Annotated in this window: 16 protein-coding genes; 7 read left to right on the top strand and 9 right to left on the bottom strand. The window is 67.6% G+C overall.

Annotation, left to right across the window (positions count from 1 at the left end):
* Positions 1 to 14: 14 nt before the first annotated feature.
* Positions 15 to 644 carry a methyltransferase gene (locus Q0D93_RS10990; RefSeq protein WP_294394025.1) on the top strand — a complete coding sequence of 210 codons (630 nt, stop codon included), beginning with the start codon at positions 15 to 17 and terminating at the stop codon, positions 642 to 644.
* A 4-nt stretch (positions 645 to 648) separates the two neighbouring features.
* On the opposite strand, the gene Q0D93_RS10985 is transcribed toward Q0D93_RS10990, so the two are convergent.
* Positions 649 to 1,812: a phosphatidylserine/phosphatidylglycerophosphate/cardiolipin synthase family protein gene (locus tag Q0D93_RS10985; RefSeq protein WP_366510277.1), complete on the bottom strand. Its 1,164-nt coding sequence runs from the start codon at positions 1,810 to 1,812 to the stop codon at positions 649 to 651.
* A gap of 62 nt (positions 1,813 to 1,874) precedes the next feature.
* On the opposite strand from Q0D93_RS10985, the gene rpoZ reads away from it, so the two are divergent.
* Positions 1,875 to 2,216 (top strand): DNA-directed RNA polymerase subunit omega, encoded by a 342-nt coding sequence (gene rpoZ / locus Q0D93_RS10980; RefSeq protein ID WP_294394022.1) that lies wholly within the window; start codon positions 1,875 to 1,877, stop codon positions 2,214 to 2,216.
* A gap of 281 nt (positions 2,217 to 2,497) precedes the next feature.
* Here rpoZ and Q0D93_RS10975 read toward each other — a convergent pair whose 3' ends face one another.
* Positions 2,498 to 2,719 carry a hypothetical protein gene (locus tag Q0D93_RS10975; RefSeq protein ID WP_294394019.1) on the bottom strand — a complete coding sequence of 74 codons (222 nt, stop codon included), beginning with the start codon at positions 2,717 to 2,719 and terminating at the stop codon, positions 2,498 to 2,500.
* 198 nt (positions 2,720 to 2,917) lie between these two features.
* Here Q0D93_RS10975 and Q0D93_RS10970 point away from each other — a divergent pair, with 198 nt between their 5' ends.
* The gene (locus Q0D93_RS10970) at positions 2,918 to 5,152 is read left to right on the top strand and encodes a CheR family methyltransferase (protein WP_294394017.1); all 2,235 of its coding nucleotides are present in this window, start codon (positions 2,918 to 2,920) and stop codon (positions 5,150 to 5,152) included.
* Between the two features lie 60 nt (positions 5,153 to 5,212).
* Here Q0D93_RS10970 and Q0D93_RS10965 read toward each other — a convergent pair whose 3' ends face one another.
* Positions 5,213 to 6,220, bottom strand: coding sequence for a chemotaxis protein CheB (locus Q0D93_RS10965; protein ID WP_294394014.1), 1,008 nt, complete (start codon positions 6,218 to 6,220; stop codon positions 5,213 to 5,215).
* Positions 6,221 to 6,322: 102 nt separating this feature from the next.
* On the opposite strand from Q0D93_RS10965, the gene Q0D93_RS10960 reads away from it, so the two are divergent.
* From Q0D93_RS10960 to Q0D93_RS10950, 3 genes are all read left to right on the top strand, one after another.
* Positions 6,323 to 7,741, top strand: coding sequence for an HWE histidine kinase domain-containing protein (locus Q0D93_RS10960; RefSeq protein WP_294394009.1), 1,419 nt, complete (start codon positions 6,323 to 6,325; stop codon positions 7,739 to 7,741).
* Complete coding sequence (locus Q0D93_RS10955; RefSeq protein ID WP_294394006.1) at positions 7,738 to 8,118, top strand: response regulator; 381 nt, start codon at positions 7,738 to 7,740, stop codon at positions 8,116 to 8,118. The genes Q0D93_RS10960 and Q0D93_RS10955 overlap by 4 nt, the downstream gene beginning before the upstream one ends.
* 88 nt (positions 8,119 to 8,206) lie before the next feature.
* Positions 8,207 to 9,271 carry a spore photoproduct lyase family protein gene (locus Q0D93_RS10950; protein WP_294394003.1) on the top strand — a complete coding sequence of 355 codons (1,065 nt, stop codon included), beginning with the start codon at positions 8,207 to 8,209 and terminating at the stop codon, positions 9,269 to 9,271.
* On the opposite strand, the gene Q0D93_RS10945 is transcribed toward Q0D93_RS10950, so the two are convergent.
* The 4 genes from Q0D93_RS10945 to Q0D93_RS10930 form a co-directional block, all read right to left on the bottom strand.
* Positions 9,259 to 10,596, bottom strand: coding sequence for an AarF/ABC1/UbiB kinase family protein (locus Q0D93_RS10945; protein WP_294394000.1), 1,338 nt, complete (start codon positions 10,594 to 10,596; stop codon positions 9,259 to 9,261). The two genes, Q0D93_RS10950 and Q0D93_RS10945, sit on opposite strands and share 13 nt — an antisense overlap.
* Positions 10,586 to 11,095: a metallophosphoesterase family protein gene (locus Q0D93_RS10940; protein ID WP_294393997.1), complete on the bottom strand. Its 510-nt coding sequence runs from the start codon at positions 11,093 to 11,095 to the stop codon at positions 10,586 to 10,588. The genes Q0D93_RS10945 and Q0D93_RS10940 overlap by 11 nt, the downstream gene beginning before the upstream one ends.
* Complete coding sequence (locus Q0D93_RS10935; protein ID WP_294393994.1) at positions 11,092 to 12,177, bottom strand: spore photoproduct lyase family protein; 1,086 nt, start codon at positions 12,175 to 12,177, stop codon at positions 11,092 to 11,094. The genes Q0D93_RS10940 and Q0D93_RS10935 overlap by 4 nt, the downstream gene beginning before the upstream one ends.
* An 89-nt stretch (positions 12,178 to 12,266) precedes the next feature.
* Positions 12,267 to 15,668 carry an amidohydrolase family protein gene (locus tag Q0D93_RS10930; RefSeq protein WP_294393992.1) on the bottom strand — a complete coding sequence of 1,134 codons (3,402 nt, stop codon included), beginning with the start codon at positions 15,666 to 15,668 and terminating at the stop codon, positions 12,267 to 12,269.
* A gap of 212 nt (positions 15,669 to 15,880) precedes the next feature.
* On the opposite strand from Q0D93_RS10930, the gene Q0D93_RS10925 reads away from it, so the two are divergent.
* On the top strand, positions 15,881 to 18,016 hold the full coding sequence (locus Q0D93_RS10925) for a S9 family peptidase (RefSeq protein ID WP_294393989.1): 2,136 nt from the start codon (positions 15,881 to 15,883) through the stop codon (positions 18,014 to 18,016).
* 80 nt (positions 18,017 to 18,096) lie between these two features.
* On the opposite strand, the gene Q0D93_RS10920 is transcribed toward Q0D93_RS10925, so the two are convergent.
* Positions 18,097 to 19,584 (bottom strand): CHAD domain-containing protein, encoded by a 1,488-nt coding sequence (locus tag Q0D93_RS10920; protein ID WP_294393986.1) that lies wholly within the window; start codon positions 19,582 to 19,584, stop codon positions 18,097 to 18,099.
* Between the two features lie 49 nt (positions 19,585 to 19,633).
* Entirely contained in the window at positions 19,634 to 20,545 is a 912-nt protein-coding gene (locus tag Q0D93_RS10915) for a histone deacetylase (RefSeq protein WP_294394159.1), read from the bottom strand.
* Positions 20,546 to 20,550: the final 5 nt, after the last annotated feature.

Genomic DNA, 20,550 nt, shown 5'->3' with positions numbered 1-20,550 from the left:
GCCAAGGAGTTGGAATGAGTTCACCTGTGGGCGAGCAGGCGCTGAATCGTGTCGACGAACGCCGCGGCAGCGGAGCGGCCGGCCCGGGCCCGCTGGCGATGTTCTTCCGCGGATTTCTGCGCAATCCGGTGATGGTCGGATCGATCATCCCCTCCTCGCGCAAGCTGATCCGCCACATGCTGTCGCGCAGCGACTGGGCCAATTGCCGGCTGTTCGTGGAATATGGGCCGGGCGTCGGCACCTTCTGCCAGGACGTGCTGGACCGCCTGGGCCCCGACGCGACCTATATCGCGATCGACACCAATCCGGATTTCATCGCCTATCTGCGCCGCACCATCAGCGATCCGCGCTTCGTGCCGGTGCTGGGCTCGGCCGCGGACGTGCGCCAGATCATGGCGGACAATGGCCACAGCCATGCCGATTACATCCTGTCCGGCCTGCCTTTCTCCACCCTGCCGGCCGGTTTGGGCCCCAAGATCGCGGCCGAGACCAATGCCGCGCTCCGCACCGGCGGCGCGTTCCTGGTTTACCAATTCTCGCCCAAGGTGCGCGACTTCCTGGCGACCGCGTTCGAGCGGATCGACCACGCTTTCGAGCCGGTCAACATCCCGCCGGCGCAGCTTTACTGGGCGTGGAAGGACTGAGTCGTCAGCGGCCGTCCAGGCCGAAGTTGAGGCGGCGGGTGACATTTCCGTCCACCACGGCCACCAGATAATAGGCCATGGCCCAGCGAAGCCGGGTCACCCACCCGGCTTTCTCATGGCTCGCGGCGGTGATCTGCCGTGAGTCGGCGATCTCGCCCGCGACATAGGCACGCATATGGTCGGCGAAGCCCTTGTCCTCGATCCGCAGCATGATCTCCAAATTGAGGAACAGGCTGCGCACGTCGAAATTTGCCGAGCCGATGTGGACCACATCGTCGATCACGAACAATTTGGTGTGCAGCCGCCGGGGCTGATATTCGAAGATGCGGACGCCGCGCTTGAGCAGGCGGTGATAGGTGTGACGTGCGGCCGCAATCGTGGCGGTGTTGTCGGACTTGGCGGCGGTCACCACCCGTGCCGTACCGCCATGGCGCGCGACGCGCTCGATCCCGCGCAGCATGGCCGGAGTCGGTGCGAAGTAGGCGGCGATCATGTCAAGTCGCGTCGCCGCCAGAAGGTCGCGCCGCAGCCGCTTGGCCCAGGGTGACAGCCGCCGGGTCGGGCCGCCGAGCAGCCAGGATATCTGCCCCTCCGGGTTGCTCCAGTGCGACAGGGTGCCGCGCAGCCGCCGCATTCTTGGCGGGTCCTGGTGTGTCCAGCGGATCAGCGCGTCGAAATAGCCGGCGAGCCGCCCCGCCGCCTCCCCCTCGATCCGGATACCTAGGTCGCGCCAGCCGCCCTTGTCGTCGAAATAGCCGTCCTCGATGTTGAACCCGCCGATGATGGCGGCGCCCTCGTCCGCCAGGATCAGCTTCTGGTGATTGCGCAACAGGTAATGCCGGCCGAAACGCGGCAGGAACCGGCAGACATCGGCGCCCTTGTCGCGCAACGGCGCGAAGAAGGAGGACGGCGCGTTGCTGCCGAACCCGTCCACGATCATGGACACCGTCACGCCACGGTCCAGCGCCCGTTCCAGCGCCTCGCACACCTGATGCCCCACCCGATCGTCGCTGTAGATATAATAAAGCAGGCGCAGGCTGTGCCGTGCCCCGTCGATCAGAGCGATCAATGCCGCCAACCGCGCGCTGCCGCCGGTCAGGGGCGTCAGCCGGTTGCCCGCCACCATGAAGTGCGGAGGCGTTCCGGGCGCTTTGATTGACTTTGCCACGGCTTCGTCCTATCCCGCTGCCTCTCCAAATCCACCTTCATTTTTGCCCAGCGGAGCGTTACATGGCGCGCGTCACTGTCGAGGATTGCGTCGACAAGATTTCCAACCGGTTCGACCTGGTTCTGGTTGCCGCCCAGCGTGCGCGCCAGATTTCGGGTGGTGCCGAACTCACGCTAGATCGCGATCGTGACAAGAATGCGGTCGTCGCCCTCCGCGAAATCGCCGAAGAGACGGTCGCGCCGGAGGATCTGCGCGAAGCCGTTGTGCAGAGCATGCAGCGCGTGCAGGTCGACGAAGAGGATGCGCCGGACGCGATCGGTTCGCTGTCCGCATCGGCGGAAGCGTTGCGCCTCACCGCCGCAGCACCGCCGCGCACCCAGAATCTCGGCCCCGATTACGAATAAGCCTCTGGCCGCAGCAGAGCCGCTGCGGCCTACACCCGTCCCGGTGAGGGCTTTCTCCAAGGCTGTGGAACTTGCTCCGGTGCGAGGCTGCTGATCGCACGTCCGCAGGCGGCATGACGCATGCGGTGGTTGCGTATCATGCTCTGCCGGGCTGGTGAGGTTCGGAAGACCCGCGCGCTTCGGTTGGCGCAGCTCGCCCCTGGCACCACTGCCTCGGTAGCGTCGCTGCGCTCTCCGCAGCCTTGGCTACGCAAGCGCCTTGCCCGTGGCGGACACATCCGTCAGCGCCGCGGTGCCGACCCGGGATCACCGCCGACCGGTTCGCCAGCTGCACCGGAGCTTTGCGCCGAAGCTTCGTCGCCTTTCTCCATCAGGCGGCTGGCCGTCTCCCTAGCGGCGGCGGGTGTCAGCGACACTGCGACATTGTCCGGCCCGTCGACCAGGACCTCGCCATGCTCAGCGGAGACGTCGCTCGCGCTATCCTGCGGTTGATTGGTTACCATGTCTCACCTCCGGCTCGCACAAACGCAGCCGGCCGGGATCGGTGCCGTCGCACCGGAGGACGGCTACGCCGATCTGGACGGCGGTGCTATTATCCACCGACCTTGCCGGCACGGTCGCCTGCGTTGCAACCCGCCCGGCTAGGCGACTAGAAGATGGCACGGCCCGCCCGACCTAGCGGGCCGATGTTTGAGGACTTTATGGCCGAAAAAGCCGCTCCCGATCCGCTGTTCGAAACGCTGCTGCGCTACATTCAGGAGAGCCGCGGGCTCGATTTCCGGGGCTACAAGCGGACCAGTCTCCGACGGCGCATCATGCTGCGGATGGAAGCGGTCGGTGCGGCCGATTTCGGTGCCTACCAGTCCCATCTCGAGGTGCATCCGGGTGAGTTCGAGGACCTGCTCAACACCGTCCTGATCAACGTCACCTCCTTTTTCCGCGACGCCGACGCCTGGGAGGTGCTGCGCAACGAGGTGATCCCGCAGATCGTCGCGGCGTCGGAGGGCGAGCGGCCGATCCGGATCTGGAGCGTCGGCTGCGCGAGCGGTGAGGAGCCGTATTCGATCGCGATGCTGTTCGCCGAAGCGCTTGGCGCGCAGGATTTTTGCGACCGGGTGAAGATCTACGCCACCGACCTGGACGAGGAAGCGTTGCGCGCCGCCCGCCAGGCGGCCTACCTGCCGCGTGACGTTGAAGGTGTGCCGCCCGAACTGCTCGACAAATATTTCGAGCGGACCAATCACCATTATGTGTTCAACCGCGACCTGCGCAAATGCGTGATCTTCGGCTGCCACAATGTGGTCAAGGATGCGCCGATCAGCCGCATCAACCTGCTCGTCTGCCGCAACCTGCTGATCTACCTGGAGGCCGAGACGCAGGACGTGGTGCTGCCCCGGCTCCACTATGCGCTGGCCTCCGAAGGATACCTGTTTCTGGGCAAGGCCGAGACCCAGCTTGCGCGGTCGGCGTTGTTCAAACCGATCGAGATGAAGCACCGCATCTTCGTCAAGGTGCCGCAGGAATGGCGCCGGACGGTGGGCGGCGGCGTCGCGCTGGCGCGGGACACACGTCCGGACGTGCCGGTTTCCCACATGCGCCTGCTGGAAGCGGTGCTCAACGAGGCCCCGGTCGCCTATCTGGTGGTCGACGAAGGCGGTGTCGTCAGCCTCGCCAACGCCGCCGCGCGCCACCTGCTGAGCGTGGGCGAGGCGGATATCGGCCGGCCGTTTCAGGACCTGCCGGTATCCTACCGCCCGCTGGAACTGCGCGGACCGATCGAGGAGGCCTTGCGCGAGCGCCGCACGGTCCGGGTCGAGCATCAGGAATATCACCTTTCCTCGAACGAGATCATCCGGCTGACGATTGAGATCAGGCCCCTGTTCCGCCAGGACGGCAGCACCTACGCCGCGCTCCTCTCCTTCACCAACACTACCGCCATCTTCGAGATGCAGCGGGAGTTGGGGACCATGCAGGAAAACCTGGAACAGTCGATCGAGGAACTTCAGTCCGCCAACGAGGAACTGGAAACCACCAACGAGGAACTCCAGTCGACCAACGAGGAGCTGGAAACCACCAACGAGGAACTCCAGTCGACCAACGAGGAACTGGAAACCATCAACGAGGAATCCCGCTCGTCCAGCGAGGAGATGGAATCCGCGAATGAGGAGCTGCGCATCCAGGCGCAGCAGGCGATGAGCTACAAGGCCTACCTCGAATCGGTGCTGCGCTCGATGAACATCGGCGTGGTCGTGATTGACGACAACCACATCGTCCAGAGCTGGAACCGTTGGAGCGAGAATGCCTGGGGGTTGCGGGCGGAGGAGGTGGTCGGCACCAGCTTCGACGCGTTGGACATCGGGTTGCCGGTCCACCTGCTGCGCGCCAACCTCCTGGCTGTGCGGAGCGGACGCGAGGCGGTCACGGAACAGGTGCTGGAAGGGCTCGACCGGCGCGGCCGGCTGATCCTCTGCCGCGTCCGGTTGGCGTTGCTGACCGACGACAAGGAAGCGACCGGCATGGTGATCGCGTTCGAGGACGTGACGGAGGAACGCCGGCGCGAAGAATATACACGCTATCTCGGCCGGATCATGGGCCGTGCGCTCAACGAGATCTATTTCCTGGATCCGGAAACGCTGCGCTTCACATTGGCCAATCATGGGGCCGAGGTGAAGCTGGGGTGCAATTCGCAGCAGCTGGCGCAGATGACGCTGGCAGATATCATGCCCGACCTCGACCTTGCCGGGCTGAAGGCCTTGTTTGAGCCGCTGGTGGACGGGAAAAAGACCGAAATCGTGTTTGAAACGACCATTCGCTCCGTCACGGGCCGGTCCTACCCAGCAGAAATCTGCATGCAATATTTCCGCGATGAGGTGCCGCACATCCTGGTGGCGATCGTCCATGACACCAGCGAGCGCCAGCAACTTGCCGCGGAGTGACCGCCGAGCATCATGCAGGCGCGCCGCCTGATCGCCCGACCCCAGGCGATCAGGCCCTCCTCAACCTTCGCCGTCGATCCGCGGCTTGCGGAGCGAGCTTGTCGCCTGCTCCAGCACCTCGATCATCTGCTCGGACTCGGCGGATGCCTCCTCCCAGCGCGAAACCGCATGAGGGAGGCTCCGCGTCCGTGCATTGTCGGCCATCTGGCTGAACAGGCGAACGCGGTCGCGATGCGTTCGGACCGCAATGCCCAATGCGCGCTCCAATTCTTCATTCTGCGCGTCCGCTAGGCCAATCGGCGTAAAAGCATGCCCCACTTGGCATCGGAACCGCAGCTCGGACCCTGTCTCGATCTGGTTAAGCACACCACCGCAATCAGGGCAGGAGAAGGGGCTGGCGTGGCCGGGCGTCTCGATCTCGGTTCCCATGACGGCGAACTCCTGAGCGGCGATTCGGTCCTCTGTGATATATTCCTGGGGCAGGGGCACGCTGGGCCCGGCATCCTCCCGCGCAAGCTCGGCCAGCAGTGATGCGAGCCCGGCGAGCGGGACGACATGGTCGACATGATCGCGCTTGACCGCATTGCGCGGCATGGACGGCCACTCGGCCTCGGCCGGATCCTGCACGACGGACGTGCCGCCTGCTGCCTTGATAGCGATCAGTCCGTCCGTGCCGTCGTCCAGCAAGCCGGTCAGCACCACCCCCGTCACCCGTGCGCCATAGGCCAGCGCCGCCGAGCGAAACAGCGCGTTGATCGCCGGCCGTGTGCGATTTTCATGGGGGCCGCGGCGGATCAGCACCCGGCCGGGCCGCACCAACAGGTGATGGTCGGGCCCCGCCACATAGATGTGCCCGCGTTCGAATTCCTGCCCATCGACCGGCGACAGCGCCGGCAGTGGGCCGGCACGGTCGAGCAATTGCGGCAGCACGCTCTTGGCCGATGGGGACAAATGCTGCGTGATGAAGATCGTCGCCGGCAGGTCAGCGGGCAAGGCCGCGCATAAGCGGCCCAGCGCCTCTACCCCGCCCGCGGACGATCCGATCACGATGATGTCCTTGGTTGCCATATGCTGCTCCTGCCGAGGGAGTAACGATTTTGCCGCATGCCGGGTGCACAGGCTGGACGATTTATCGCTTGCCGCGTTACATGTTGCGGGCAGGGACTCCACATGACCGATGCTGGCAAGGTAATGGACGACAAGCGCGAGCTAGACCGGCTGCTCGACGAGGTGGAGCAGCTGCGCACCGCCTTGGAGGCGTCGGCGGACGAGGTCGACCGGCTTGTTGACGAGCGCGACCGGCTGCTGCGTCGAGTAACCGGGCAGGCGCGCGAGCTTCAGGCCGCCAACACCGCTTACTCCAAGGCTTCGGCCGTGCACGAGCTGAACACGCAGGCGGGCCTCGTCGCCCAGCTCCAGTCAGACCAGGACCAGGAGGAGTTGCGCGTTGCGTTCGAGGAGATGCAGGTCCTCACCGAAGAACTGGAGACCGCCAACAACAGCCTGCTGGAAACCAACAAGACGCTGGACCGGCGGGTGGAGGAACGCACCCGCGAGCTGGAAGGCAAGAACCGCGAGCTTGGCGAAAGCGAAGTGCGGTTTCGTACGCTGGTGGAAGGGATCCCGCAGCTTGTGTGGCGCGCCGGCGAGGGCGGTAACTGGACCTGGGCGAGCCCGCAGTGGGTCGCCTATACCGGCCTCAACGTCGAGGACAGCGCCGGCGCCGGTTGGCTGCGGGCGCTGCATCCCGACGACCGCGAGGCGGCCCGCTCGGCCTGGTCGCGCGCCAATGCGGCGGAGGCAATGACCATGGAGGGGCGCATCTTTCACCAGGCGGAGCAAAGATACCGCCACTTCCGCACGCGCGCGATGGCGGCGCTGGGACCGGACGGTGAGGTGATCGAATGGCTCGGCACCTCGACCGATGTGGACGACCTGCTCGCGTTGCAGGAACGCCAGCAGGTGCTGGTGGCCGAGTTGCAGCATCGCACCCGCAACCTGCTGGGCGTGGTGCGCTCCGTGGCGGAGCGGACCGGGGAGGCGAGCGGCGATTACGCCGATTTCCGCACTCGCTTTCGCGACCGGCTGGAGGCGCTGGCGCGCGTCCAGGGCCTCTTGTCGCGGCTGGGCGAAAGCGATCGGGTAGCATTCGACGAACTGCTCGGCACCGAACTTGCGGCAATGGACGGGGCAGCCGACCGGGTCGCGCTGGACGGGCCGCCCGGCATCCGCCTCCGCTCCAGCATGGTGCAGACGCTCGCCATGGCGCTGCACGAACTGGCGACCAACGCAATGAAATATGGGGCGCTCGCCCAACCACAGGGGCACCTTGCGATCCGCTGGCAACTGGGGGCACCCGACACCAGCGGACGGCCGCGGCTGGAGATCGACTGGCGGGAAAGCGGCGTCCGGATGCCGGCGGCGGCGCTGGCACCGCAGGGCAGCGGCCAGGGCCGTGAACTGATCGAGCGGGCGCTGCCTTACCAGCTTGGCGCCGACACCCATTTCGAACTGGGGCCGGATGGCGTTCACTGCACCATCGCCATTTCGGTATCGGACAGCAATCTCGTGGGCGGACGGCGGCCATGACCGGTGCCGCACTGGTGAGCCATGCCGTTTTGGTAGTGGAAGACGAATATTACGTGGCCGACGACCTCCGGCGCGAACTGGTCAAGGCCGGGGCAACCGTGATCGGTCCCGCGCCGTCGGTCGAGCGGGCAATGGCGCTGATCGGGTCGGCCGACCGCATCGATGTGGCCATCCTCGACATCAACCTGAACGGGGACATGATCTTTCCGGTGGCGGATCTGCTGCGGACGCGCGGCGTACCGATCGTGTTCGCCACCGGTTACGACCACAAGGTGATCCCGCCCCGCTTCGTCGATGTGGTGCGATGCGAAAAGCCGGTTAGCCCGGATACGGTCTGGCAGGCAGCGGCAATGCTGTTGCGCGACACCCGGCCCTAGCACCGGCACCGGCTTGTCGGCGGCGCGGGTGCCATCGCGCCGGTTGCGGTCGTGGCGAGGGCGGGGGATCGCGCCCATATGCGGTGACATGGCCCTTCCGCGCACGCTCGTCGACCCCAAGCTGATCTATCTGGAGCCGGGCGTCCGCGACTTTGCGCGAGGGCGGGAGATCCTTGCCCGCTTCCCGCAGGCCGAACTGGTGGAGGTCGCCAGCCATTGGCAGATTCCGCAGCTGTCCGATCCCGCGCTGGCCGACGATTGGCTGAAGGTGAAACGCGAGATCCTGGTGCTGGGCGTCAAGAAGGGGATGCAGATGCGGCCCAACGGGCGATCGGCCGACTTCATCGCCCCGTCCTCCTCCAACGGCTGCGCCATGGCGTGCAGCTATTGCTATGTCGGCCGGCGCAAGGGGTACGCCAATCCGATCTCTGTCTTCGTCAACATTGACGACATCACCCGGGCCCTCGCCCGCCACGCCGCCCGGCTCGGGCCCAAGCCGGAGCCGAACAGCATCGATCCGGCCGACTGGGTCTATGATCTCGGCGAGAATGGCGACCTGTCGCTCGACGCGTCGCTGTCCAACAATGTGCGCGACCTCGTGGCCGCATTCCGCGCCATGCCGGGGGCGAAGGGGTCGTTCGCCACCAAATATGTCAACCGCGACCTGCTCGGCTACGATCCGCAGGGACGCACCCGCATCCGCTTCTCGCTGATGCCGGAGACGATCGCCAGGATCGTGGATGTGCGGACGTCACCCATGTCCGAACGCATCGCCGCCATCAACGACTTCGTGGAGGCAGGCTACGAGGTTCACGTCAACTTCTCGCCGGTGATCGTGCACGAACAATGGGGGGGGGAGTGGAAGGCGTTGTTCGCGCAACTGGACGACGCCTTGTCGCCAAGGGCCAAGGCGCAGCTCAAGTGCGAAGTGATCTTCCTCACCCACAATGAAAGCCTGCATCAGCTCAACCTGCGCTGGCATCCTGGCGCGGAAGAGTGGCTGTGGCGGCCCGACATCCAGGAACGCAAGTGGAGCCAGTCGGGCATGCAGAACCTCCGCTACAAGGCCGCATGGAAGCGGCAATGGCTCGATCGCTTTCTCGGCTGGCTGGGGCAGGCCTTGCCTTATTGCGAGGTGCGCTACGCCTTCTGATCGCCGGGCGCGTCCCGGTACCCCTCGATCAGGCCGCGCACGTCCACCCGGGCCTTGAGGCGCGCACACAGCAGCGCCGTGCCGCTGACCTTGCGCTGGACGAACAATGTGTCGACCGGCGGCACGTGCCAGGTCGCCTTGTCCTCGGCCATCACCATCGCCTCCTCGCGCAGGACCGACACGAAGCGACGGTCGCCGAAGTCGAACGGGCCGGACTGGCGCAGCTCGGCCAGGATCACGTCGAGCATGCGGTCGACGACCTCGCCGTGCCGTTCGACTGCGGCCGACCCGAGAAAGCCGGCGGACACGGCGGCGGCACGCACGCGATCGCGGTCGCCGTCGAGCGCAGCCATCAACAGCCGGTGATAGCCGCGGCGGGTTTCCGCCGGAACCGGCCGCGCGGCGCCGAAATCGAGCAGGACCAGCCGGCCCGTTCCCGCCTGCCAGCGGTAATTGGCGAAGTTCGGATCGGTCTGCATCACGCTCCATCCGAACAGTTCGCGCAGGACGAGGCGGACCAGGGCGTCGGCGGCCTGGTCCCGCACGGCCTGCGGCTGGGTTTCCAGCGTTTCGATCGGAACGCCGTCGACGAACTCCATCGCCAGCACGTTGTCGGTGCTGAGGTCCGGGACGGAGGCGGGGACGCGATAGGCGGGATCGTCGCCGATCAGCGCACGATACCGCTCCAGCATGTCGCGTTCGCGCCGGTAATCGGCCTCCTCGCGCAGCTGCCGCTTGGCCTCCGCCAGCAGGGGCGCGATATCGAGCTCGCGCGGCAGCAGGCCCGAGACGCGGAGCAGGGTCGCGACATTGTCCACGTCGGCATCGATGCTGGCGGCCACGCCCGGATACTGGACCTTGATCGCCAGCACGCGTCCGTCGGGCAGCTCGGCACGGTGGACCTGGCCGATGGAGGCGGCGGCGATCGGATGCGCTTGGAAGTGCCTGAACCGTCCCCGCCAGTCGCGGCCCCATGCCTGTGCCAGCACGCGGTCCAGCTGTGGGGGCGGCATGTGGTGGGCATTGTCGCGCAGGCGGGCGAGGATCTGGGTCAGCTCCGCCGGCAGCAGGTCGCCGGCATCCATGGAGATCATCTGGCCGAGTTTCATCGCGGCCCCGCGCAGGTGGGCAAGCTGGTCCGCCACCCGCGCCGCATTGGCCGGCGTCATGAGCAGGTCGCCCATGCGCGGCCGTTCGCCGGAGGCGAGCCGGCGCGCGCCCTCCGCCAGCATGCCGCCGGCCACGCCGCCCGCGAGCCTGCCGAAGCGGCCGAGACGCGAGATGCGGCCGCTCGGCACCGCGCGTCCGCGTCGATCATCCGCCACGGGAAGCTCCTTTTGGTCTGGTGGTCAGCTGGTCGAGCGTGACCGGGGTAAAGGCATGGACATCCACGCCGACGTCGAACTGGCGGGGCAGAGCCTTCAACCGGCCATGGCTGTGGCCATGGAGGTTGAGTGCGCCGCGATGCTGCCCGTTCCATGCGCGAAAGGCATAATGGCACAGCACCAGCGCCCGCCCGTCCACGGTGAGTTCCACATAATCGTGCACGCTGGCCCACCCCGACGCGGCGAGTGTCGCCGCCGGATCGTTGTTGCCGCGCACCAGGTGCTTGGTCCCGTTCAGCCGCGACAAGAGGGCTGGAACGTCGTCGGGGCGGCGGGCGAAGTCGCCGAGGTGCCACACCTCATCCTCTTGTGCGACGGCCGCATTCCAGCGCTCGATCATCAGCGCGTCCATCTCCGCCGCGTCGGCGAACGGACGCTTCCAGATGTTTAGGGTGCGATGATCCCCGAAATGCGTGTCGGACGTGAACAGGATCGTCATGTCCAATACAGGATCCGGGCGGCCGGCAGCCGCTCCGCGATGCGCCCCTCGAAGAAGGTCCGCAGGCGGCGCATCGTGTCGGCGTCGTAGACCTGTTTCTCGCTACCGAACTTGGTCCGCTTGGTGGTGCGATTGAGGTCGGTCATGTCGAGATCGGAGCCAGGATACCAGCTTTCCAGCACCATTTTGGAGCCGGGGTTGAAGCGGTGGGTGATGAGTTCGACGGTGAGGTCGGGATCGTCCGCCCCCGCCAGCGCCGTGGCGGCCTGCTCGATCAGTTCGCCATAGGCGGTCTCCCAGCCCTCGGCCGCGATGATCGGCGCAATCGTCAGCCCGATGGGATAGCCGGCATCCGCCATCCGCCGCAGCGCGGCCAGGCGCGCTGCCACTGGAGACGTGCCGCCTTCAAAGCGGGCAAAGCCACGGGGGTTGATCGATGCCCGCATCCGCGTCCGCCCGCCATGGTCGAGCGGGAGCAACGGCGCCACGTCCGCGAACTTGGTGGTGAAGCGCAGCTGGGCATCGGCCTGCCACTGGCCGAACCAGGCAATCAGGGCGGAGAGCGATCCCGTCAGCGGCTCCAAGGCGAGTGGGTCGGTGTAGCAGGATGCCTCAAACGTCGTGCCTTCGTGTTGCCGCGTCCGGCTGCGCGAGGTGATCGTGCCCTGGCCGAGATAAGCGGGCAGGCCGGCGATGATTTCCTCAAGATTGGCATAGACCCGCGTGATCGGCGGCCCCTTGAGCGATCCGGCGAGATAGCAATAGCCGCAATGCGCCGGGCAGCCCTCCGCCAGGTCGACACGCCAGTCGGCGCTGGGCGCGATCGGCTGCAGCTTGCGCTTGGAGGGCGGCGCCACCACTACCGCCAGCGTCGCCTTGGCCTCGGCATAGGCCCGTTTGGGATCGTCGCCCAGATCAAGCGCAAGCCTGTCGCCCGGCAGCTCCCGCACCTCCACGCCCCGCGCGGCGGCCCGCTCCGCAATGCCGCGCCCGTGCGCCCACTCCCGCGCCGAACGCGTCAGCAGCAGCCGGCGCGGCAGCCAGATACGGGGCGAGGCGGGGTCGGGGGCGGCGACGCTCATCGCCCGACAACGGTTGTGCGCCCTTCCCGTTTCGACGCCGGACGGCGGGAAACGGAAAGGGCGCAGTCACCATCCGGCGGCCGGATCGTTCAGTCGACGTCGCCGTGGCCATGGCCGGTGGTCAGCCGCACGCCGGTGCTGCCGCCGCCGGTAGCGCCTTCCCACCAATAAGCCTGCCGCTTGCGCGTGCCGGTCGCCACCTCGTTCAGCGTGGCCGCATCGAACAGCCGCCCGCCGAGCATCACCTGCGCCACCTTGTCGCTGTTGCGGATGTCGGCGGTGGGATCGGCATTCAGCACGACCAGATCGGCGAGCTTGCCCGGTTCGAGCGAACCCACGTCCTTGGCATAGCCGAGCGAGGTGGCGGCCGCGATCGTGCCGGCGCGCAACGCCTCCATCGGCGTGAAGCCGCCACGCACGAAGCTCCACAATTCCCAATGCGCGCCGAGGCCCGGCTGCTGCCCGTGCGCGCCGATCGCGACGGGAATGCCCTTGTCGGCCAGCTTCTTCGCCTCGCGCGCGGTCACGGCATCGGCATAATCCTCCTCCGGCGCGATCTCCCGCCGGGCATTCTGCGCGGCGAGCAGGGCCGGCGGCGCATGGCGGGTGAGTAGGGGATGGCGCCACACGTCGGTATGCGCGCGCCAGTAGGGATCGCCCGCCGGCCCGCCATAGGCGACCACCAGGGTCGGCGTGTAGCCCACGGTGGTCTGCGACCACAGGTTCACCACATCGGCGTAGAAATGCTCCAGCGGCACATTGTGCTCGACCGTGGAATTGCCGTCCTGCACCAGCGACATGTCGAGCGTGAAGAGCGATCCGCCCTCCGGCACCACCTCCATATTCTCGGCCTGGGCGGCGGCGACCACCATCTGGCGCTGTTCGCGGCGCGGCTGGTTGTAATTCTTGACGCTGCGCGCGCCCTGCGCCTTCAGCCGGCGGACTACCGCCAGCGCATCGTCATAGCTGTCGATCCGCGCATAGACGTCCGGCGCCCTGGCCCCGTAGATAACCTCGCCGGTGGAGAAGGTGCGCGGCGCCAGCACCAGCCCGGCGCGCTGCATCTCGGCGGCCGGAAAGATCTCAGCCGAGCGGGCCGAGGGGTCGTGGATGGTGGTGGTGCCGAAGGCGAGGTTGACCATCGCCGACCAGTTCTGTTGCGGCACCAGTTCATCCTCGCCCTGCGGCCCATGGGCGTGGGCATCGACCAGGCCGGGAATGATCGTCTTGCCGGTGACGTCCACCCGCGTGGCGCCGGCCGGTATGGTGACGGCGGCGCGCGGGCCGACTGCGACGATGCGGTCGCCCCGGATCAGGATGGTGGCATCGTCCACTACCCCGCCATCAGCCTTTGCCATGGTGACGACCCGCCCGCCGGTCAGCGCGACGGTGCCGGTCGGCTTGGCGGCCGCCACGTCCATCGACAGCGACACGCCCGTGCGCGGCGCCGGGAAGGTGGGGGCGTCAGCACCCGCCGGCGCGGTGCGGAACAGGGACGCCGTCTCGGCGGTGTAGAGCACCGGGCCGGCGCTCCAGTGGATCCGCCGTCCGTCATTGGACCAGTTGATGAAGTCCGCGCCGTCGCCACTGACGCGGGTAACGGGCAGCGGCCCCGCCTTGCTGTCCGTTTCCACTGCCTGCTTGCCGGGCATCAGCGGCATCACATAGGCTTCGTAGCTCTGGCGGAAGGCGACATAATCGCCGGCGGGCGACACCTGGAAATCGTTGACCAGCTCGCCGGCGGCGTGGACGCGCCGCTCCTGCCCGTTCAGGTCGGTGCTGACCAGCTGGCGCTTGCCCTTGTCGTTGGTCATCAGGAACACGCGGTCGCCGGCCGCGCCGAACTGGGGCGCGGCCGCGTCGGTGCTGATCCGCACCGGTGCGCCGCCGCTCGCCGCGACGCGATACACGCCTGCGCCGGGATTGCCGCGCGCGGCGGTCAGTTCGCCACCCTGGCTCTGTTCAAACGCGATGATCTTCCCGTCGGGCGAGAAGCGCGGGCGGCTGTAATGGCCGGCGACCGTGGTGACGGTGCGCGGTGCGCCGCCACTTGCCGCGACCGTGCGGATCTGGCCCAGCCCGGCGTCGGTCCAGCCGACGAACACGATCTGGCGCCCGTCGCGCGACCAGCTGGGGAACAGTTCAAGCTCCTCGCCACCGCGTGTCAGGCGGCGGGGTGCGCCGCCCGCGACCGGTTTGGTCCACAATTTGCCGAGCGTCTCGAACACCACCGTGCGTCCGTCGGGCGAGACGCTTGCCCAGCGCGGCATGCGCGTGGCGAAGCGAGCGGGCGCCACCTCCACCTGCGGATGCACGGCATCGACGATCACGCGGGTGTCGTCGACCCGGAACGGGATCACCGCCGCGGCCCCGCCATCGGCGGACACACGGCGCAGCTTGCCGCCCGCCCAGAAGACGATGGCCGCATCGTCGGGCGTCCAGGCCATGTTGGGATAGACCCCCGTCACCGCCCATGTTTCCTGCACATCGCGGTCGAGCGGGCCATAGACCATCCGCTCGACGCCGGTGGCAAGATCTTTGACCCACAATTTGGTGATATTGTTCTCGCGTCGGACAAAGGCGATGCGCTTGCCGTCGCGGGACGGGGTCGGCCGCACCGATCCGCCGACGCCGGAGACGGCGGTGGTCACCTCGCCGCTGTCGATGTCGTAGCGTTCGATGTCGAACAGGTCGGTGCGCGAATTCTGCGCATATTCAAAGATCGGACCCGGCGAGATGTTGCGCGTGTAGAAGATGCTCTTGCCGTCGGGCGCGTAGATCGGCTCGCCCAGTTCCTTCTGCAGCTCCTCGCTGGCGCGCTTGACCAGCTGCACGCCGCCGCCGCCCGAGACATGGTACAGCCACACCTCGCCCGTGCCGAGCGAGCGGCCGGTGGTGAAATGCTTCTTGGCGGCGATGAAGCGCCCGTCGGGGCTCCAGCTCGGCTGGTTGAGGAGGCGGAAATCCTCCTTGGTCACCTGGCTTTTGCTGCTGCCGTCGAGGTTCATCACCCAGATATTGTCGCCGCCACCCCGGTCGGAGGTGAAGGCGATACGACGGCCATCGGGCGAGAAGCGCGGCTGATGCTCAAAGGCCAGCCCCTCGGCGATGCGGGTCGGGGTGCCGCCCGCGATCGGCATCGTATAGATGTCGCCCAGCAGGTCGAACGCGATCAGGCGCCCGTCCGGCGACACGTCCACGTTCATCCAGCTGCCTTCATCCACCCGGATCGGCACCTCGCGCGTGCGGAGCCCCTGCGGCCGGTTGACGTCCCACGCGGCGGGCTTCGCGGCCGGGGAAGGGGCGGCGCTGGCGGCCGTGGCCGGCGCGGGTGGCGGCAACGGGCCGGTCGGGTCGGGGATCGGCGCGGTGACCTTGTCCTCCGGCGCCTGGCTTGCTTGAACCGGCTGCGGACCGGGCGGTGTGCCTTGCGCCAGGAGCTGTTGCGCGCACAGGCAGAGGGCGATCGCGGTAAGCGTAGGACGGTTCAAGATGCTGGTTCCCCTTTTTCGCCCGCGAACCTAGCCGATCCGAAGCGACCGTCACGCGCGAAAATGATCGGCGGCATCGTGCGGCGTTGTCATGGCGGGCGCTGTGTCGGAGGATAAGGTCGAACGGTGACGGTCGACCGGCGGGCGATCATCGGGCGTTGTCATGGCGGCGTCAGTTGGTACGACACGGCTCCACATGGAGGAGACCGGGTTTGAAGCAGATCGTGGCGTGCATCGCGCTGGCCCTCGCCGCAACAGCCGCAACCGCGCAGCCCGCGCCCAAGCAGGTGCTGACCCACGAGACGCTGTGGATGATGAAGCGGGTCGGGGCACCCTTTGCCAGCCCGGACGGCAAGTGGGTCGCCTATGCCCTGACCGAACCCTCCTACGAAGCGGACAAGGCGGTCAGCGACCTGTGGCTGGTTTCCGCCGACGGCTCCACCGCGCCGCGCCGGTTGACCAGCACGCGCGGCGGCGAGAACGATCCGGTCTGGTCGCCGGACAGCCGCCGCATCGCCTTTGCCGCCAAGCGCGAAGGCGACGATCAGGCGCAGATCTACATCCTCGACGTGGCGGGCGGGGGCGAGGCGCGTCGCGTGACCAACGTCTCCACCGGCGCGGCGCGCCCGCAATGGCGGCCGGACGGGCAGGCGATCCTGTTTGAAACCGCCGTCTATCCCGGCGCGCTGGACGATGCCGCCAACCGCAAGGCGGAAGCCGCGCGCAAGGCCCGCACGTTCAACCTGCGCGTCTACCAGCATTTCCCCATCCGCTATTGGAACCAGTGGCTGGACGAGAAGCGACCCGCCATCATGGTGCAGCCGCTGACGGAAGGTGCCACGGCGCGCGACATCCTGTCACCTACCATGCTCGCCCACAGCCCCGGCTTCGGCGGCGGCAATGTCGGCGAGGGCGGCATGTCGCTCTCCCCGATCTGGAGCCCGGACGGCAGGGAGGTGGTGTTCGTCGCCACCGTCGACCGCTGGAACGCGGCCTTCGCCAATGTCGGCTTCAACCTCTACCGGATGCCGGCGGACGGCGGCGAGCCGCGGCTGGTGACGCCGACGTCGGGCGAGTTCAACGATCCTGTCTTCACCGCCGACGGCAAGAGCCTGCTGTTCGCCTATACGCCGCAAAGCGATGCCGTTTATGATCTGGCGCGGCTGACGCGGGTTGCCTGGCCGCAGGGCGGCGCGGCGCGGGCCGTCACCCCCGGCTTCGACGGATTGCTGACCGGCTTCGCGCCCACGCCCGACAGCCGGGCCGCCTATCTGCTGGTGCCGGAGGAAGGGCGCGGCAACCTGTATCGCGTCGCGCTTTCGGGCGGCAGGCCGGTGCGCGTCGCAGCACAACCGGTCGGCGGCTATACCAGCCTGTCCATCCCGGCGAAGACCAAGGCGCTGGAACTGGTCGCGGAATATGGCAGCGCGGTGAACCCGGCCGAGGTTGTGCGGATCGATCCGACGAATGGTCACCATCGCAATCTGACGCAGGTCAACGTCGCGACCGCCGCCGCGATCGACTGGGCGCCGCTCCAGCATTTCTGGTTCAAGAGCACGGCCGGACGCAACATCCACAACATGATCGTGACGCCGCCCAACTTCGATCCGGCAAAGAAATACCCCCTGTTCGTGTTTATCCATGGCGGTGCCGCCAGCTACAATTCGGACCAGATCGGGCTGCGCTGGAATTACCACCTGCTGGCGGCGGCAGGATATGTGCTGCTGATGACCGACTACACCGGCTCGACCACCTTTGGTGAGGCGTTCGCGCGCGAGATCAAGCATGATCCGCTGAAGACCCCCGCCGACGAGATCGAGCAGGCGGTGGACGAGGCGCTGAAACGCTATTCGTTCATCGACGGCAGCCGGATGTGCGCGGGCGGGGCCAGCTATGGCGGGCACCTCACCAACTGGCTGGAAGGGACGACCACGCGCTATCGCTGCATGGTCAGTCATGCGGGCGAGGTCGACCTGACGACGCAATGGGGCGAAAGCGACTTCAACTATGGGCGCGAGGTCACCAATGGCGGGCCGCCCTGGGACCGTTCCAACCCGATCTGGCGCGACCAGAGCCCGATCGCCCATGCCGACAAGTGGAAGACGCCGATCCTGTTTTCGATCGGGGAGCGCGACTATCGCGTGCCGCTCGGCAACACGCTGGAAGCCTGGTCCATCGCCCAGCGCCAGAAAGTGCCCAGCCGGCTGCTGGTGTGGCCGGATGCCTGGCACTGGATCACCAAGCCGGAGGACAGCCGCCAATTCTACAAGGAGGTCGGCGCCTGGCTGGCCCATTACCTGAAGGATGCGCCGCAAGCGGGCGAGGCGGCGGTCGGCACGGACGGTTGAGGGCGGGGCCGGCGACCTCCCGCGTTCGTTCCCGCCATGATACCTGCCCTGGGTGCTGCCGGGTCATGCCCGCTGCGGCGTTACCAGAAACGCTTGGCCTTCTTCAGCGCCTGGTGAGCCTTGGCGGCGTCGCGTAGCAGCGCATTGCGCTGCCCGGCGGCGGCGGCGGCCTGCTCGTCCAGCCCGTAGCGGGCAAGCAACGCCGGCGCGGTCGCCAAGTCGTTCAGAATGCCGAGATGATCCTGCAAGGTTTCCAGCGCCTTCAAGAAGGCCTTGTGGCGCTGACGCTCCTTCTTGCCCCGAAACAGCATCTCGAAGAAGCCGGTGGCGTAGCGCAGCTTCTTGGCCTCGATCCGTACGCGGTGACGCTCTTCGTCGTCCAACCGGGCAAGGTCGCGGCCGCGCCGCTTGATGCGCCGGCGCAGGCGTCGCAGCACATGAGCGGCGAAGCGATCCGCCCGCTGCCCCGGCAGGTCGGGATCGGCCGGCTGCCTCCGCCAGTCGCCCAGCGCGGTCCATTCGACCAGGTCGATCATCAGGTCGCGGGCGCGTTGCGAATCCAACGCTGCCAGCGCTGTCGCATAGGCATCCTCGCGCGCTGCAACCAACGGCTCGGTCGCGCCGCCATCCACCCGGTCGATCAGCACGTCTAGGTCGCGCGCCGCGCCCAGCGTTCCCGCCAGCCAGCGCAGTTCGCCCGCCAGATGGGCAAAGCGGCCATCGCCGACGATCGGCTTTAAGATGGACAAAGCCGAGCGCAGTCGCCGCAGCGCCACGCGCGCCTGGTGGATCGCGCCGGTCGTAGGCTCCCGCCGCAGCGCATCCTCGTTCAGCCGGAACTGGCGAAGGCAGGTGCCGACGATCGCGGCAAATGCCTCCGCCACCGTCGCATCCTGGTTCAGGTCCAGCCGCTCGGCCTTGATGGCGGGGGCGTCGGCGGCGTCGATCAGCCGGTAACCGCGTTCCGCCTTGGTCAATACACCCAGACGTAACCGCGCATCCCGGCCGAGCGCGCGGGCAAGGGCGAAGATCGCGGCGGGCGGCCCGCTCTTCAACTCCAGCTCGATCTCCGACACCGGCGTGCTGCGGTCGCCCACGCTTACCGTGCCCGTGTCGACCACCAGCTCCAGCGTCGCGCCGTCATGCTCCACCAGCCATTGCCGCCGTGTGACGGCGACGGTGAAGGCGGGGGCGATCCGTTCCAGCACGGCATCCTCCACCAGCGTGCGGATCGGGGAGGCGGTCTCAAGCTCCGGTTGCGGACCCGCCACGTCGCGTTCCCATTCCGGGCGGGCGAACAGGCCGGCCGCGACCGTGCCGCCCGCCTTGATGGTCTGCACATGCGCGGCACCGACACGCCGCACCCGCAGCGACACGCCCGCCGCCCGCAGATCCTGATCCGGCGTGTCGTAATAGGTGGCGGATTGCGCGCGGTCTTCAAAGGCAAGGCCCGCCAGCGCCGGGGTGTCGGCCAAGCGCGCGGCAGCGTTGCAATCCAGTTCGAGTTTCAGCTCGACCTCGATCTCATCACCCGCCATGTCGCGCACGTTCGCATCGATCCTGCCCATGCGGGGACAATCGCCAACCGGGGCGAACGATCCCGGCAACATGCCTCGGCTACCCGCTGGCTGTGTCCGCATAGGTCTCGGCAAGGGTCAGCATCGACCGTGCGTGGCGGCGCGCGACCGCCATGCGATCCTGCCCATATCCGCCGCCCAGCGCGCTGGCGAGCGGCAGGCCGCGTTGCCGTGCCTGCTGCGCCACGAACCGGTCGCGCGCCCGCAGCCCCGCGTCGCTGAGCGCCAGCCGTCCCAGCCGATCGTCCCGATGCGGATCGACCCCCGCCTGGTAAAGGATCAGGTCGGGCGCAAAGCCGGCCAGGACCGGCGGCAGCACCTCCTCCAGCAAGGCCAGATAGGCGCCATCCTCCATCCCGTCCGGCAGCGGCACGTCGCGGGTCGAACGGGCCTTGCGTGCGGGGAAGTTGCGCTCGGCATGGAAGGACAGGGTGAAGATGTCGTCCCGCCCGGCGGTTAGCGCCGCCGTGCCATCGCCCTGATGCACGTCCAGATCGAGGATCAGGATGCGCCCGGCATGACCCTCCGCGATCAGGCGATGGGCGGCGATGGCGAGGTCGTTGAACACGCAATAACCCGCGCCCGTATCGGCCAGCGCATGATGGCTGCCGCCCGCGGCATTGGCGGCATAGCCGTGACGCAGCGCCAGCAAGGCCGCCGCCCAGGTGCCGCCCGGCGCCAGCTGCGCCCTCGACGCCGTCTGTTCGGTAATGGAGAAGCCGATCCGACGCTGCTTGTCGGGCGGAACGGCGACCGACAGCACTTCCTCGACGTAGAGGGGGTCATGCACCGCCTCGATCCAGCGGCGGGGCATGGGCTCGGGCTGATGCTGGATGAACGGCGCGCCGCTTTCCCGCAGCGCCTCCATCACCAAACCATATTTGTCGAACTGGAAGCTGCTGCCCGGCGCAGCAGGGGAGACGTAACCGGGATGGTGGACGACGTGCAGCATAAGCC

This window comes from uncultured Sphingomonas sp., assembly GCF_934560975.1.
Classification (GTDB): domain Bacteria; phylum Pseudomonadota; class Alphaproteobacteria; order Sphingomonadales; family Sphingomonadaceae; genus Sphingomonas_I.
The sequence above is the reverse complement of the archived record's forward strand: the minus strand, read 5'-3'. Positions and strand labels throughout refer to the sequence as shown.